This is a genomic window from Alkalibacterium thalassium, assembly GCF_900101165.1.
GTDB lineage: Bacteria > Bacillota > Bacilli > Lactobacillales > Carnobacteriaceae_A > Alkalibacterium > Alkalibacterium indicireducens.
This window is the reverse complement of sequence record NZ_FNFK01000008.1, coordinates 14,782-30,595: the sequence shown is the minus strand read 5'-3', so window position 1 is coordinate 30,595 and position 15,814 is coordinate 14,782. Positions and strand designations below refer to the sequence as shown.

15 protein-coding genes and 1 riboswitch are annotated in these 15,814 nt (G+C 44.9%); of the genes, 9 read left to right on the top strand and 6 right to left on the bottom strand.

Annotated features, from left to right (window positions below):
• The first annotated feature begins 3 nt into the window (after positions 1 to 3).
• The 4 genes from BLR76_RS03470 to BLR76_RS12175 all read left to right on the top strand — a co-directional run bounded on the left by BLR76_RS03470 (position 4) and on the right by BLR76_RS12175 (position 3,678).
• On the top strand, positions 4 to 654 hold the full coding sequence (locus BLR76_RS03470) for a cyclodeaminase/cyclohydrolase family protein (RefSeq protein ID WP_091265476.1): 651 nt from the start codon (positions 4 to 6) through the stop codon (positions 652 to 654).
• A gap of 79 nt (positions 655 to 733) precedes the next feature.
• The gene (locus BLR76_RS03465; protein WP_091265472.1) at positions 734 to 1,585 is read left to right on the top strand and encodes a bifunctional 5,10-methylenetetrahydrofolate dehydrogenase/5,10-methenyltetrahydrofolate cyclohydrolase; all 852 of its coding nucleotides are present in this window, start codon (positions 734 to 736) and stop codon (positions 1,583 to 1,585) included.
• Positions 1,586 to 1,599: 14 nt separating this feature from the next.
• A complete protein-coding gene (locus BLR76_RS03460; RefSeq protein WP_091265470.1) occupies positions 1,600 to 2,172 on the top strand; it encodes a 5-formyltetrahydrofolate cyclo-ligase in 573 nt (190 codons plus the stop codon).
• Between the two features lie 53 nt (positions 2,173 to 2,225).
• A riboswitch (THF riboswitch) is annotated at positions 2,226 to 2,322 on the top strand.
• Between the two features lie 396 nt (positions 2,323 to 2,718).
• Positions 2,719 to 3,678 (top strand): folate family ECF transporter S component, encoded by a 960-nt coding sequence (locus tag BLR76_RS12175; RefSeq protein WP_245683015.1) that lies wholly within the window; start codon positions 2,719 to 2,721, stop codon positions 3,676 to 3,678.
• 108 nt (positions 3,679 to 3,786) lie between these two features.
• Here the strand turns inward: BLR76_RS12175 and BLR76_RS03450 are convergent, their stop codons facing one another.
• From BLR76_RS03450 to BLR76_RS03425, 6 genes are all read right to left on the bottom strand, one after another.
• A complete protein-coding gene (locus BLR76_RS03450) occupies positions 3,787 to 4,206 on the bottom strand; it encodes a hypothetical protein (RefSeq protein ID WP_091265467.1) in 420 nt (139 codons plus the stop codon).
• 84 nt (positions 4,207 to 4,290) lie between these two features.
• On the bottom strand, positions 4,291 to 5,586 hold the full coding sequence (locus BLR76_RS03445) for a Y-family DNA polymerase (RefSeq protein ID WP_091265465.1): 1,296 nt from the start codon (positions 5,584 to 5,586) through the stop codon (positions 4,291 to 4,293).
• Between the two features lie 325 nt (positions 5,587 to 5,911).
• Positions 5,912 to 6,349, bottom strand: a complete 438-nt coding sequence (locus tag BLR76_RS03440) for an organic hydroperoxide resistance protein (RefSeq protein ID WP_091265463.1) — start codon at positions 6,347 to 6,349, stop codon at positions 5,912 to 5,914.
• 93 nt (positions 6,350 to 6,442) lie between these two features.
• Positions 6,443 to 7,267 carry a sugar-phosphatase gene (yidA, locus tag BLR76_RS03435; RefSeq protein ID WP_091265461.1) on the bottom strand — a complete coding sequence of 275 codons (825 nt, stop codon included), beginning with the start codon at positions 7,265 to 7,267 and terminating at the stop codon, positions 6,443 to 6,445.
• A gap of 379 nt (positions 7,268 to 7,646) precedes the next feature.
• Positions 7,647 to 8,987: an HD domain-containing protein gene (locus tag BLR76_RS03430; protein ID WP_091265556.1), complete on the bottom strand. Its 1,341-nt coding sequence runs from the start codon at positions 8,985 to 8,987 to the stop codon at positions 7,647 to 7,649.
• 97 nt (positions 8,988 to 9,084) lie between these two features.
• Positions 9,085 to 9,924: a lipoate--protein ligase family protein gene (locus BLR76_RS03425; protein WP_091265458.1), complete on the bottom strand. Its 840-nt coding sequence runs from the start codon at positions 9,922 to 9,924 to the stop codon at positions 9,085 to 9,087.
• A 175-nt stretch (positions 9,925 to 10,099) separates the two neighbouring features.
• On the opposite strand from BLR76_RS03425, the gene BLR76_RS03420 reads away from it, so the two are divergent.
• From BLR76_RS03420 to BLR76_RS03400, 5 genes are all read left to right on the top strand, one after another.
• Positions 10,100 to 10,540, top strand: a complete 441-nt coding sequence (locus BLR76_RS03420) for a YwiB family protein (RefSeq protein ID WP_245683014.1) — start codon at positions 10,100 to 10,102, stop codon at positions 10,538 to 10,540.
• A 411-nt stretch (positions 10,541 to 10,951) separates the two neighbouring features.
• Positions 10,952 to 11,551: a DNA-directed RNA polymerase subunit delta gene (gene rpoE / locus BLR76_RS03415; protein ID WP_091265455.1), complete on the top strand. Its 600-nt coding sequence runs from the start codon at positions 10,952 to 10,954 to the stop codon at positions 11,549 to 11,551.
• A gap of 416 nt (positions 11,552 to 11,967) precedes the next feature.
• Positions 11,968 to 13,575 carry a CTP synthase gene (locus BLR76_RS03410; protein WP_091265452.1) on the top strand — a complete coding sequence of 536 codons (1,608 nt, stop codon included), beginning with the start codon at positions 11,968 to 11,970 and terminating at the stop codon, positions 13,573 to 13,575.
• Between the two features lie 157 nt (positions 13,576 to 13,732).
• Entirely contained in the window at positions 13,733 to 14,590 is an 858-nt protein-coding gene (gene fba / locus BLR76_RS03405) for a class II fructose-1,6-bisphosphate aldolase (RefSeq protein ID WP_091265449.1), read from the top strand.
• A 225-nt stretch (positions 14,591 to 14,815) separates the two neighbouring features.
• On the top strand, positions 14,816 to 15,778 hold the full coding sequence (locus BLR76_RS03400) for a nuclease-related domain-containing protein (protein WP_176759594.1): 963 nt from the start codon (positions 14,816 to 14,818) through the stop codon (positions 15,776 to 15,778).
• Positions 15,779 to 15,814 lie beyond the last annotated feature (36 nt).

The window sequence follows — 15,814 nt, the reverse complement described above, 5'->3', positions numbered from 1 at the left end:
GGAATGAACGAACTGACGATTGAAGGCTATCTGACTGAACTCGGGAAGAAAGAAGGAAAACCGGGAGGAGGAAGTGCCGCTGCTTACATTGCTTCAATGAGTGCTGCTCTTGTCCGCATGGTAGCAGATATTCAGAAAGACAAGAAGGCCTATGCTGATTATTCAGAAGAAATTACACAGGCTCTGGAAGCGTCACATGATTTGAGAAAAGCATTTGAACAGCTGGCAAAAGATGATGCAGTTGCTTTTGAGCCTGTTCTGATGGCATACAAGCTGCCCAAAGGTAATGAAGATGAAAAAGAAAGACGCCAGGAAGAAATTCAGAAAGCTATTAGAGGCGCTGCTCAGCCACCTCTTGAGATGCTTGAAAAAAGTCACGACTTGATCGATCTGATCGAGCAGCTGACCCGCATGAAAATGAGAGGGACAATCGTGAATGATCTGATGGTGGCGACATTGTTTATGGGGACAGTACTTGAAACAGCTGTCTTGAATGTCACGATAAATACGAAACTTCTTTCAGATAAAAATGAAAGAAATGAACTTGAGAAGAAAGCAATCGAGCGCCTGTCAACCGGTAAACAGCGAATCAGCCAGCTGCGTCAGACCATCGAATATTTTCTGGAAAAAAATGAGTGGCCGGAATCTATTTAGGGTACAATGGTGAATAGGACATGGGGAGAAACGTGCTGTTCACCTGTTTATTATCAATCATTAAAGACGGAGGGACTTTATGACTAAAGAATTGAAAGGTAGACCTGTAGCTAAGGCATTACTGGAACGGACCATGAATACGGTGGAAGACCTTAAGAAAATTGACTGCTATCCGACTTTGGCCATTGTAAGAGTAGGAGACGATAAATCATCCATTTCTTATGAGAATGCGGCGATAAAGACTATGCAGCAGTCTGGTATTGCAGTGGAGCCTGTCATTTTTAAAGAAACAGCAGATGCCGAAGAGGTCCTTCAATCGATAGAGGCACTCAACCAGAAAGCTGATATTCATGGGATACTGGTCATGCAGCCGCTGCCGGACACTTTGGCGCGCAATGACATTGCGCGTTGCCTTAACCCAAATAAGGACATCGATGGACTGACACCTGAAAATCTTGGTCGGGTAGTGGAAAATGATCCGACCACTCTCGTCCCGAGCACGCCTAAAGCAGTCATGGCTTTACTTGAATTTTATGGAATAGCAGTTGAAGGAAAAGATGTCTGCGTCATCGGGAGCAGTCCGGTCGTCGGCAAACCATTGTCCATTATGCTGCTGAATGAAGAAGCGACTGTTTCGAATGTTCACGTAAAGACGAAGGATATCAAGCATTATACGTGCCAGGCCGATATCGTGATTTCAGCGACAGGTGTTGTTGAACTGGTAAAAGCAGAACACATCAAGGAAGGCGCCATAGTCATTGATGTAGGCTTCGGATATAAAGACGGCAAGCCTGTGGGTGATGTCAGCTATGATAATGTGTATGAAAAAGCTGGAGCGATCACCCCCGTACCTGGGGGAGTCGGATCGATCACGACCGCGATACTGGCTGAACAAGTCGCTCAAGCTGCATGGAATCAGCGTGCGGATTAAAGGAGGAAGAAAGTATGGGGAAAGAAGACTTACGAAAGGGAATGCTCCTCTCTCTTGAAAAAATCGGCTGGCTCGAAAGAAACCGTACGGAAAACGATCTGCACGATCACTTGTTTGAGTCGGACTTATGGAAGAATGCTGACTCCATCGGTGTGACTGTTTCAAGCGGTCGGGAGTGGGACACACGAACGATCATCGAACGGGCCTGGGACGAAGGGAAGACGGTCTGTGTGCCGAAATCGATTCACGAAACAAAAGATCTCCATTTTTATGAAATCAGTTCGTTCAGACAACTGGAAAAAGGGTACTTCGGACTTGAAGAACCCTTACCGGAAAAGACCACTCGTCGTGAACCGGAAGACTTGGATCTGATGATCGTTCCCGGCCTGATTTTTACACCGGCGGGCTACCGCATCGGATACGGGGGCGGATATTTTGACCGGTTACTTGCTGGTTTCAACAAGCCTACTGTCTCGCTGCTTCATTCCAATCAGATCGTCGAATCTTTTCCGATTGAAGCACATGATGTGCCGGTAGACTTTCTGATAACCGAGCAGGGGTTGAAGAAAACTGGACTTGATCAGTAAATTATCGTCACCCTATTGAGGATATCGGGCAAGTCGCTTATAATAGAGAAGGAAAAAGAGTAAGAGGAAAACGTTAAGTGCTGGGTGGATGGGATGTTGCCTCCAGACGAAGAAACGGTAGTTTTGCGATTTTTCTCTGCATCCGCTTGAAAACTGAATAGTTTTTTAGTGAGGACTCTTTAATTTTACTGGGGCTGCCGTACTCAGTTTAATGCCCTTTTTCAGTCTGTTGAAAAGTAGAAGTTCCGTGTAGTAGCTGATACTGTCTAGCTACACGTACCAGCCTCTCGAGAAAAAGATAAATTTACCCATTGCGCAGGATGCTCTTCTGCCGCATACTCTGTCTCTACGCATTAAAATGCTAGAGTCACAGCAATTCGGGGCAAATTTCCACTACTCGCTATCGCTCCGGCGATCTCTAGTATATCTGTAAGAGCTGAAGCTCAAACAGATACTAAGGTATTTTCTTGTCGAGGCTGAACGGGCACGTAAAGCTTTTCTTATTCGTTGGCTGAAAGAGAACTAAAATTAAAGGAGATCTTCGATATGACTGCAACACCACATACTGGCAGACGCCAGAACAAATGGATTCACTATGGGTTTATCGGTCTGGCTGGACCTTTATGCCTGGCTTTCCTCATTCCTTTCGCACGCGCACAAAGCGGAATGGGTGGACTCAATCAGCTGCTTGACGGAACTGGAGATCTACAGACGATTCTGACAGACATGCTCTTCCTTGCATTCTTTACAGGACTGCTACTGCTGATCAGTGTGGCTGTATCCAGACAGCTGGAAGAAGAAAGTATGCTCATCAGTCTGCTGCTGGGCCTCCTGGTTACAGGTGCACCTTTTCTGCTTTTCTTTCAAAGAGAACTGTTTCAGATCAATCTAGTTTATGAAGACAATGGCCTTATTTATGGCATCGCCTTCTTATACTATATCTGGCTGCTGGTTTTCCGGGCTGTCCGCTTATCCAGGTGGACAATGAAGAACCGGACATTAGGCATTGCCATTGTTGGCCTACTGGTCGCAATGAATATTACGCTCGGGATGGTAGGCGTTACGACACCAGTGGTCCGTATTACGTTCGCTTTCCTGCCAACCGCTTTGATCGGGATGCTTTTCGGACCATGGATAGGCGGATTTGGGGCAGTTATGGCTGATATTTTAGGTTTTATCATCGGTCCGGGTATCGGTGGATTCTTCCCTGGCTTTACCTTGTCAGCCTTTCTGACAGGACTTATTTACGGGCTGTTTCTTAACAAACGTGACGTGACTTTGAAACGCATCATAATGGCTGAAGTGCTGATCGCTCTGTTTGTCAATCTGACATTGAATACGATCTGGCTTCATATTCTGACTCAAAATCCGATTGCTGTTCTTCTGCCGCCTCGACTTATTCAGAATGCCATCATGGTCGTCGTTCGCATCGCAACCGTACGGTTCTTTGCCGGCAATAAACAGATGAAAAAGATTTATGCTAAATTCTCTACGGCGCGGCATTAAATAAGGCATTTGTACTGTCACTAAAATTAAATACTATGAAATCAGATACCAGTACCCTTCTGGATGAAATGAAGATAGCCTTCTTTCATCCAGAAGGGCTTTTTTAGCTCAGTAAGAAACTGACTGCCGCTGGTATTTTTCAAACCAGGAAGCAGCATCTATCCAGCTGATGTGTCTGATTTCTTCCAGTCGGATCTGTCTGATCGAGCGGTCACGACGTTCAATAAATACGACAGAACCTCTAAAACCTTTTACAAGCCCTTCTGTATCGGGAAGATAGTTTCCATCTTTTATCATATCGATCTGAATGGCCAATGGTTTTTTTGAGGTGTAACTCTTATAAAGAGAGGCGCTGATGTCTTCGAGTGTCTGTTTCTCTTTTGGAACGATCACGGCTGACTGGCTGGCTTTTTTCTGCTTTTTCAATGCTTCAGCATGGTCAGACAGCATCATGCCCATCCATTTCATTTTTCCCCGATCCTTGTACCCTAAAGCATCAGGGGACAGTTTGATTACATCTTCCTGCATGTTGATCCGCTCCTTTCATTTTAGTTTTTAAGTATGAATTTAACTCTTTTCTGCTTGCTCTTTGAGGCATGTACAGAAAGCAGTTTATTTCTGGGTACCTGATCGATGACCGCCAAGAAGCTTGGACCGGTACATTGCCATCCCGCCGCTGGTCAGGCTGCTGGCGTGAAGTAGAGAAGTGTAACCATATTTATGTCTGATGGAGTCGATCGTCTGATCCAGATCCTCCTGGTTGATCAGCTTTTCAGCGGAATCAAATAATGAGAGCTGAAGTGCGGACTTCGGTTCGATTTTCCCGAAGGTGACATTGACCACCCGGACAGGAAGGGATCTGTAGTGACGATGGAAGAGAATCAGGAGCCCTTCAATGATTTTTTTAGATGAGTCTGTTTTTTCAATCGGCAGCTGGTGACTGAAGCCGCGGTCCATGACATCTTTTGAGTAACCGATACTCAGTTTCACCAGTCCAGTCGTCAGATAATGTCTGCGCAGGCGCCCGGCATTCTCCTCAGCCATTTCACGTATCACGATTTCCACTTCATGCTTTACGGTGTAATCTCTGTTCAAAATCTGATTTTTACTGAAAGAGGTCTCTTTAGGTGTGAATGTATCAGACAGTCGGGTCCGGTCGATGCCGTGGGAGTGAAAGAAGAGCTGCTCACCAATGACTCCAAACCGCTTCTTCAGTTTTCTGACATCAGTCTGTGACAAGTCATGGATTGAACGAATACCGATTCGCTCGAGGTGTTTCTCCGTTTTCGATCCGATCCCCCAGAAATCTTTCAGAGGAGAGATTTTCCAGACCGTATTCTGCACATCATCATAATGCCAGGCTGCGATAAAATTGCTTTTCTGATCGTGTTTAGCCGCATGGTCCAGAGCGAGCTTGGCCAGAAGAGGGTTGTCTCCGATACCTACAGTGACGACTAGCTTCATTTCTTTCCATACGAGGTACTGGATGCGCTTGGCTATATCTTCAGTACTGCCGAACAATCTGTGGGAGCGTGTCACATCCAGAAAAGATTCATCGATACTGTAGACATGAAGGTCTTCGTCCGAAACAAAGCGTTTGAAAATGTTCACGATGTCCAAGTTTTTTTCTAAGTACAAGGCCATTCGGGGTTCAACTATGTCGATCGACGCATCTTTTGGGATTTCATATACCCGCGTCCCTGTTTTGATTCCGTAAAGTTTTTTGACCATGGGGGAAGAAGCTAGTACCAGTCCACCATGATTGTCCGGCTTACTGACAACGGCAACTTTGGCCTTGAGGGGGTGTTCCTTTCTCTCAACTGCTTCAACCGAGGCAAAAAAAGACTTTACATCGATACATAATATATCTCTACGTGGCTCTCTGGAGTAATCCATTATTTGAAGCATGGCAAGGACCTCCTTTAAGGGAATGTATGTTTGTTTTAATTATAGGAACATACATTCGTTTCGTCAAGGGGAACGCGTGGGTAGTGAGATGATGAAGGTGCTTCAAGTCAGGTGAAAGGGCTCTGAAAAGAGGAAGGGGTAAGGATTTGGCCTTTCTATATTTGTATTTAAAAAAGGAGAGCGGAAGATCGAGTGAAGCGAGCCGAAAACAGCGAGTTTCACATCTTTCAGCCCAGCTGATTCCTTTAAGAGACATCATCAGAACAGAAAAAAGAGCCGATCCATCACTTTTGATGGATCGGCTCTTTTCGATGCAGGGGTGAGTTTATTTTCCGTCTACATATGGCACAGCTTTGACTGTGGCTTCGATATTTCCCTTAGTAGCTTTTGAGTAAGGACAGAAGGCGTGCGCCTTATCTGCAAGTTTCTGGGCCTGTTCTTCAGACATATCTTCAATACCGACTTCGATTTCTACTCCTAATTTAAATCCGCCATCATCGGGGTCTTTCATCAAGTGAACAGTCAAGGTGACTTGAGATTTGTTGTCGATCTTCTCTTCTTTTTTATAGTGATCCAGAGCAGCGTGGAAACAAGCACTATAACCTAAAGCAAACAGCTGCTCAGGATTAGTTCCGTTTCCAGATCCACCCATTTCTTTTGGCGTATCGACCTGCACTTCATATGAACGATCAGGTGTGTGACTTTCTCCTTCTCGCGCTCCTGTATTGACTGCGGCTGTAGTGTAAACAACTTTATCTGGCATAGTTAAAACGCTCCTTTTCTATAGTCTACTATAAGTATAGCACTAAAAAAAAGAAAGGCTAAATGATAGCCTTTCATTAATATATATCAAATTTTAAGATACGCAAGTTTCGAGAACAAAGGTTTCAAGTGCCTGTGCTACGCCGTTCTCACGGTTGGAAGCTGTGATATGGTCGGCAGCGGCCTTGACTTCATCACGCGCATTGTCCATCGCCACACCAATTCCGGCCCATTCGATCATATCCACATCATTTCCCCCGTCGCCGAGAGCCATGACGGATTCACGTGGAATATTCAGTAGTTCAGCCAGATCTTTAACGGCGGTTCCTTTGCTGGCCTGTTTGTTCAGGACTTCAAGGAAGAAAGGTTCGCTGCGAAGGATTGTATACTTATCCCATAAGGATTTAGGAAGACGGGAAATTGCCGCTTCCAGAACAGGTTCCTTGTCGATCATCATCATTTTATTGTAGATAACAGATGGATCCATGTCTTCAGGCTTACGGTAAAACAGCGGCAGGCCAATCAGATAGGCTTCACGGACAGAATATTCGCTAATGTCGCTGTTCGGTGTAAAGATTCCTTCATTGTGGATAGCATGGAAATGTGAACCGGCTTCTTGAGCAGCTGCCTGCAAGGTGAGGTAATCGTCATGATCCATCATATGTCTGACGACTACTTTTCCGGATTTGACTTCCTGTACCAGTCCGCCGTTATAAGTGATGACATAATCATCATCAGCGCTCAGGTCCAGTTCTTTCAAAAAGGCTGTGGCGCCTGGGAAAGGACGTCCGGTGCAGATCACGATTTTGACGCCGGCCTGTCGGGCAGCCTGAATCGCCTGCTTCACCTCTGGACTGATTTTATGTTCTTCATTCAGTAATGTGCCATCCAGATCAATGGCAACTAGTTTGATCGTCATGCCTGTTCTCCATTCTTTGCTTCAATGTATTTTTTAATTGAAAGTGTTAAAGTATAAGTTTCGTGCATTAATTAATATTGTCTAGCTTAACTACTCCCGTTGGTCGGTCGATCACAACAATAGTTGTACGTGCTGAAGCACTACAACTTGTAAGGACGTACCAGCCTCTCGAGAAAAAGATAAATTTACCCATTGCGCATGATGCTCTTCTTCCGCATACTCTGTCTCTACGCATTGAAATGCTAGAGTCACAGCAATTCAGGGTAAATTCCCTCTACTCCCACCGGTCGGACGATCTCAAGTATATCTGTAAGAGCTGAAGCTCAAACAGATACTAAGGTATTTTCTTGTCGAGGCTGAACGGCACGTGAAGCTTTTCTCATGTTTCATTAGGGTGGATGATTGCTCCGTTGACAATGTGGCGCTGGAACGCATCGTATTCCTCCTGAAACATATTAATGTTATCGCTTTGTTCTTCCAGAAATTCTTTCGGGACATACAGGCGGTGGTCGCCGTGCAGGTTCCCGCTCAGTGTCTTGACTATGGGACTGACCTTGCTGAGTTCGACAAGGGTCCCATCCGACTGCATAAGATGAATCGGTGTCTTGTTTTTCAATTTATAGTCATACGGCAGATCAGAGCTGCTATTGGTCATAGTATAGAGGTTCTTATCGTATGTCAAGTGCCCGACTATATCCCTCAGAGTCTCCACCACATCATCGTCTTTTCCGTCGATATACGTAACTGATTTCAGCGGTTTGCGGTGAAGGAACATTTTAGATAGCTCGCTCAAGTAGGCATCATCACTTTCAGTCCATAAAATAATGGCCGTCTGAAGTACGCCGTCGTCTAGTTTCAGGTAGTCATCCAGAGTCGGGTCTTCTTCGAAAAACGGATCGAGAAGGTCGAACGCCGGATACAGCTCCTGATCTTTATAGAGCTGTTTGGCCCGGTAGAGAAGACGGTCGAGAGTGACTTCCATTCCCCGAGATGCCGGGTGGAAATACACCTGCATATACATCTGGAAACGACTCACGATATAGTCTTCCACCGCATGCATGCCCTGATACTGGAAAGCAATGCCGTCTTTATAGGGACGGATCACTCTGAGGATGCGGGACAGATCGAAGGCGCCGTATGTGGCACCGGTGAAAAAGGCGTCTCTCTGCAGATAATCCATCCGGTCCGCATCGATCTGGCTGGAGATCAGCTGAACGACTTGAGGATTCGGATGCTGCTTGGTAATGACACTGGCCACCTGGTTAGGAAAGTCGTGAGATACGCGCTTAAGGATCGTATTGACTTCCGTTCCCTCGGATAAAATAATATCCGTCGTCAGAGACTCGTGGTCCGTATTGAAGATTTTTTCGAATGTATGGGAAAAGGGGCCGTGCCCGACATCATGCAGTAGAGCTGCGCATAAGGTGACGAGGCGCATGGAACAGTCCCAGTCATCCGGATAGTTGCGTTCGAACATATCCACTATCCGACGGGATAATTCATAAACGCCCAGCGAATGGGAAAAACGCGAATGCTCCGCACCATGAAAGGTGAACTGGGCGGTCCCGAGCTGTTTGATCCGACGCAGACGCTGAAATTCCTTGGTGTCGATCAGATCTAAAATCAGTTTGTGTCGGACATGAATGTAGTCGTGCACGGGATCTTTAAATACTTTTTCAATAGGCAGGCGGTCCTGCTTTTCAAATGAGTCGATACACATAGTTGTCGGTTCTACTCCATCTTCTTCTATATTAACAAGAAGGTGCTGTGTGAAGTAGACCATTCCTTCCTCTCTTAGCCTCAAGCACTGAGGGGGATCAAGGTAGTAATTTGTCATTTCGGGTGATCATTTTCTGAAGGCCTTCGTCGTAAGCAGAGGCGATGGATGCTGTCATATCGCCCTGAACCAGTGTGACACCGGCCTGAGTAAATACAGAAAGCAGATGCTGCTTTGTTTCCTCAATAGTTAAGGAAACACCGAGGGCATCTTCCAGCGTCGTCATCACGTTCGGATTCACAGCAGGAAAGCTCCATCTGGTTTCGGATCCGTCCAGACCTTTGGTATAGAACTCGCGGATCATCTCTGCCCGATGGGTCTGGTCCCCGGATACACTGAGATAAATCATTACAGCGATTCCGCCTCTGATCCGTCGCTGGGCAATACCAGCTATTTTTTTCCCCTCGATACTTAAATCGAATTCACCCGGGCAGTAAGAGTCTGCAATTTCATACGCATCGACCGTTTTGTTATAGCGAGAAAAGGCCGTCTGAACAACATGATGGATTCGGGAATAGGCTTCGTCTATAGAGAGTCGCTCTTCGCCTTCAGGAAAGATCATGGAAAAGTTCAGCACTCCGCTATCACTCACAACAGCTAGTCCACCTGAGTTTCGGACCAGATAGTCGTAGCCGCCGGACGCAAAAGCTGTCAGGGCATCGCTAAGGAATGGAAGCTTGGTATCCATCATTCCTAAAATGATCAGCGGATCAGTCTGCCAGAAGTGCAGGATGGGCTGCTTCTTTTCTCCCGCTTCTTTGATAAAGGCATCCGTCAGCGCAAAAGGAGCGAAGCGGTGCTCTGAATAATCAGCCGGCAGCTTATCATAAAGCAGATAAGGCTGTGTGTAATCATTAAAATAAGAATGGGTTTCAGTCATAATGTCCGTCCTTCATATTGTCTCATTAATTATTTCATCGTCAGTTTCTTTCAGTATACCAAAAATCAACGGGGTTAGGATACAGAAGTCGAATATAGAATGAGACGCCGAATATGATTTATGATAAACTGTATAGGACAGACAATCAAAAGAGAATAAGGAAGGGGTAGTGCTTGTGCTTTCAAGAGATTTGAAAAACGGTCTGCCGGCCGAAGTGAAAATGGAAACATCCTATATACAGAATGGAGAAACGCATCAGCATTCGTTCGAAGAAAAAGGACGAGTCGTGTACATGAATAACAGTTACTACATTCGATTTGAAGAAACGCATGAGGAAGCAACAGTTCCAGTGACGGTCAAAATCAATCCTGACGGAGTAGTGAATCTGATCAGAAATGGTGAGCGGGCGATGCGTCTGACCTTCAACAGTGACAGACATACAGAAACCAACTACGCCACACCCGCGGGAATCATTCCGCTACAGGTACTGACCGACGATTTGAGAGTCAGCTATTATGACCGCCCGTTTTCCGGAAGAGTCTATATCGATTATAAACTGCATGCAAATGGACAAAAACTAGGGGAGTATCAAATTAGATTGCGTTTTACAACGTAATCATGTAGTATAAATTAGTTGAAGAGAAAGTTTAACGTAATTCCGAAAGAAGTCTCCCACTTCTAAACGTATGGGTACGAAGCACCAGTGAAAGTGGGAGATGAATTTCGGTCAAGCGATAGCTTGAAGTCGCGAACTTCCGTTTCATTTGGTATACTTCTTGTGTAGACGAAAACCAAGTCTATACTTAGGCGATAACCAAGCCTACTAAGTATTCCTTGGCATTAGCCAAGTAAAAGAAAACCTATGAGGCAGGGACTGCCTTTTGAGCCTACCCATATCCGATTCCTCTGTCTGCATGAATTTTGTGCAAACAAGAATGGAGTTCGTAGGAAGCTCCCACTTCAAAATCCAAAGGATTTAAGTGGTGGGTAGTTCACTGAAACCGATGAGAGAAAGGACGTTACAGTCGTGGAATTAAATCAATTTAAAGGTCAGGAAAAAGACGAACTGGCTATGGTAGATGTGGCTCATGCCATCCTTGAAACAACTGGACAAGTGATTGATTTCAATGACCTGCTGTCAGAAGTGGCAGACTATCTGGCGCTGGATGATGAAACATTGGAACGTGAAATGATTCAGTTTTATACTGATCTGAATGTAGACGGGCGATTCATTTCCTTAGGCGACAACCGCTGGGGTCTACGTGCGTGGTACCCTATCGACTCGATCGATGAAGAAATTACGCATGATAACGATGCAGAGGACGAACGACCACGCCGAAGAAGCCGTACCGGATTTGATCAGGCTTATGATGACGAAGAAGTCGAAGAAGATGAAGAAGATGAAGAAGATGAAGAAGATGAAGAAGAGGAAGAAGCCGTCAAGTATGGGGACCGTGTCGAAGTCGATGAGCATGGTGTCATGGTCGATGACGAAGATGAAGAAGACCTTGGAGAATACAAAGACGATCTTGATGATCTTGGTGATGAGGACGAGGACAGCGAAGAGCTGAAAGGTCTGAACATCGTTGATGATGAAGATGTGCTTGAAGACGAGGAAGACGAATAAGAATAGAGATGGGCTAATTGATAACCGAGCCTGTCGGAAAAAGCTGACCATCCGTCTATCGGGGTCAGCTTTTTTGATACGTAAAAATTCGTAGATTAATAGTCGAGATCGAATAAAGCGTCTGCAGAATAAAAGTGTAAAAGGGCATCGATATGGCGGACGGATGGTTCCAGTGATCATTAACTCCGCTGCTATACTCAAATGGGGAAACTGACAGAATTCGTACTTGACTTACAGCAATTAGGTCTTTAAACTATTTATTGGGCACCCTACGTACATGTTATGTATATGAAGGGTCAACAAGACAGAATGTAAGACAGTTCAACGCTCCCTATTTCATTTATTAAATGGAATAGGGAGTTTTCTGTTTTTTGAGACATTTTGCCTTTCCTTAAAAGAATTATGGAGGGAGTACTATGACAAAGTATATTTTTGTAACAGGCGGAGTGGTATCGTCAATCGGAAAAGGTATCGCGGCAGCATCTCTTGGCCGACTGTTGAAAAACAGAGGACTGAAAGTAACGATTCAGAAATTTGATCCTTATATCAATGTGGATCCAGGAACGATGAGTCCGTATCAGCATGGAGAAGTGTTTGTAACGGATGATGGCGCTGAAACGGATCTGGATCTGGGGCATTACGAGCGGTTCATCGACATTAATTTGAACCAGTATTCAAATGTCACGACAGGGAAAGTCTATTCTGAAGTGATCAACAAAGAACGTCGCGGTGATTATCTGGGCGGAACGGTTCAGGTCATTCCGCACATTACAGATGAAATAAAGAAAAAGATCATGCGTGCGGCACAGACGACCGATTCGGACGTGATCATCACTGAAGTTGGTGGAACAGTAGGAGACATCGAGTCATTGCCTTTCCTTGAAGCTCTGCGTCAGATGAAAAGTGACGTCGGGTCCGACAATGTCATGTATCTGCATACGACACTGATTCCATACCTTAAAGCGGCAGGTGAAATGAAAACCAAGCCGACCCAGCACAGCGTAAAAGAACTTCGAAGCCTTGGAATCCAGCCAAACGTGCTGATCGTCCGCTCGGAATATCCGGTTGAGCAGCATACGAAAGAAAAACTCGCATCCTTCACCGATGTGGATTCCAAAGCGGTCATCGAATCTTTGGATGTCGATACGCTTTATTCAATCCCGTTGAACTTACAGAAACAGGGACTGGATCAGATTGTAGTCGATCATCTGAAACTGGATGTACCGGAAGCGGATATGACTGAATGGAAAGCGCTAGAAGAGAAAGTGCTGAACCTGAAGACGTCTACTCGAATTGCTATTGTAGGGAAATATGTGGAACTGCCGGATGCATATTTGTCCGTAGTTGAAGCACTGAAGCATGCCGGCTATGCTGCAGATTCGGATATCGACATCAAATGGGTCAATGCAGAAAAACTGTCTCCAGAAGAATTGGTCAGAGAACTGGATGATGTGGACGGCATCCTCGTACCGGGTGGATTCGGAGAACGCGGTCTGGAAGGGAAAATGCTGGCGATTCGATATGCACGGGAAAACAGGATTCCATTCTTCGGTATCTGTCTTGGCATGCAGCTGGCAGCTGTGGAATTTGCCCGTAACGTAGCCAAGCTTGATGGGGCTGGATCTGCGGAAGTCAATCCTGACATTGAACACAACATCATTGACTTGATGACGGATCAGAAGAATGTGACGGATATGGGTGGAACACTGAGACTGGGTCTATACCCATGTCAATTGCAGCCGGGTACAGTGACTGCCGAAGCCTATGACAATAAGGAAATCGTTCAGGAGCGTCATCGTCACCGATATGAATTCAACAATAGCTACCGTGAGCTGCTTGAAGAAAAAGGGCTGATTTTCTCTGGTGTTTCTCCAGACAATAAACTGGTGGAGATCATAGAAGTGGCCGATCACCCTTATTTCGTCGGATGCCAGTTCCATCCGGAATTTATTTCCAGACCGAACAGACCTCAGCCGTTGTTTAAAGCCTTTATTGAAAAGTCATTAGAAAACAAGAATAGATAAATGATAATGAGGCTGGATTTATGAAAGAAATTGAAAATAGAGAGACAACCTAATGATTAATACTAGTTTTATTGTGAAATTTTGTATATAATAATAAGCGAGACCGAGGGCGTATATCGGTTTAAAAAGTGCGCAAAAATTTGAGGAGGCTATATTTATGAGTCGTTTAGTAAGTATGACAGACATGTTGAACAAAGCTTTGGCTGAAAAATATGCAGTTGGGCAATTCAACATCAACAACTTAGAATGGACACAAGCCATTTTACAGGCAGCACAGGAAGAAAAATCTCCAGTAATTTTAGGTGCTTCTGAAGGAGCAGTTAAATACATGGGTGGATTCACTGTTGTTTCTGCTATGGTTAATGCTTTACTTGAAGAAATGGACATTACAGTTCCTGTGGCTCTTCACCTGGACCACGGTTCATCATTTGATACATGTAAAGCTGCGATCGATGCTGGATTCTCTTCAGTTATGATCGACCACTCTCATGATCCAATCGAAGACAACATTTCTTTCACTAAAAAAGTGGTTGAATATGCTCACTCTAAAGGTGCGTCAGTTGAAGCTGAAATCGGTACTGTCGGCGGAGAAGAAGACGGCGTTGTCGGTGGCGTAATGTACGCTGATAAAGAAGAATGTAAACGTATGGTTGACGAAGCTGGAATCGATGCCCTAGCAGCTGCTCTAGGATCTGTACACGGAGACTACGACGGAGAACCTAAACTTGGATTTGACGAAATGAAAGAAATTTCTGAACTGACAGGTGCACCACTTGTACTTCACGGTGGATCAGGTATCCCAACTCACCAGATTGAAAAAGCAATCGAATACGGTCACACTAAAATCAACGTAAACACTGAGCTTCAGCAAGTATGGGCTAAGCGCACACGTGAAGTTATTGCTACCAACGAAAAAGTTTACGATCCTCGTAAAATCATCGGACCTGGTAAAGCAGACATCACTGAAACAACTAAAGCTAAAATGAGAGAATTCGGTTCTTCAAACAAAGCTTAATTAAAATAAGATAGAGACGCGAGGGGCCCGTGCCTTCTCGTCAACAGAATCACCCTCTTGAGCTGTCATCAGTTCATGAGGGTGATTTTTTTATGAAAAGTGAGGATCTTTTTTGAGCGAAAATCTTCTGCTTTTGATAAACGCCGCTAGTCAATTTCGTGAGAATTCAATCGTTTGGACAATATAATGAATGAAGACAAATTGATCAGCTGGAGGAAAGAATCAATGAAGATAATGAAGCCGCGGGAAGCATCTAAAGAACTCAACGTGCTGAGAGCTCTGAACCAAAGGCAGGCATATTCATTTGAACAGAAGCAGAATCTGCTGAATATGGAGAAGGGATTAATTGGTGAAAGGCAGTTCGACGAGATGGGAGAGAAGTATCTGGAGCAGGAGTGTGTGATGCTGCAGGATCTTTCGCTGACCATCAAAGGAAACACAGTGCAGATCGATTCAGTTCTCCTGACTTCGGAAGTCGTGTATATCTTTGAAGTCAAGAACTACGAGGGTGACTTTATTATGAAAGACGGCGACATCTATACAGTAGCCGGCCAGGAGATATCGAACCCGCTCACCCAGCTTAATCGAACGTCGTCTCTTCTGAGGCAGCTGCTGCAGTCCTGGCAGGTCAAAATGAGTATCGAAGGCTATGTTGTGTTTGTCAATCCGGCATGTATGCTGTATCATGCGACACCTGCCGACCCGTTCATTTTCTATGGGCAAATTCAATCCCGTCTGACCGAAATCAATCGTAGACAGCGGGACGAGCCATGGGGAATAAAAAAGATGAAGGGACTGGCAGAAAAACTGATTGAAGAACATAACAAGGAAGGGCGCATTCAAATCAAAAGGCCGGCGTATACTTATGAGGAATTGAGGAAGGGGATACGATGCTTGTACTGTGGAAAATTTGATATAAGGATCACTCAACGAAGGGTGTACTGTAAATCTTGTATGCAGATAATATCTAAAGATAAAGTAGTTATAAGTCAAATAGAGGAATACTTTTTGCTTTTTCCTGAGAGGAAAGCTACGGTCAACAATATATATGAGTGGTGTGGTGAAAAGGTCAATAAGGAAAGAATTCAGAGAATTCTTTCAACCTATTATCAAAAGAGCGCATTGTCCGTGGGCACATACTATGTTCAAAAAGGCATAGTCGAGGAGAAAAGGGAGCAATCCCGATAGCACCGGCACTCAAAGCGAAAAGTCATCCGAGTAAGG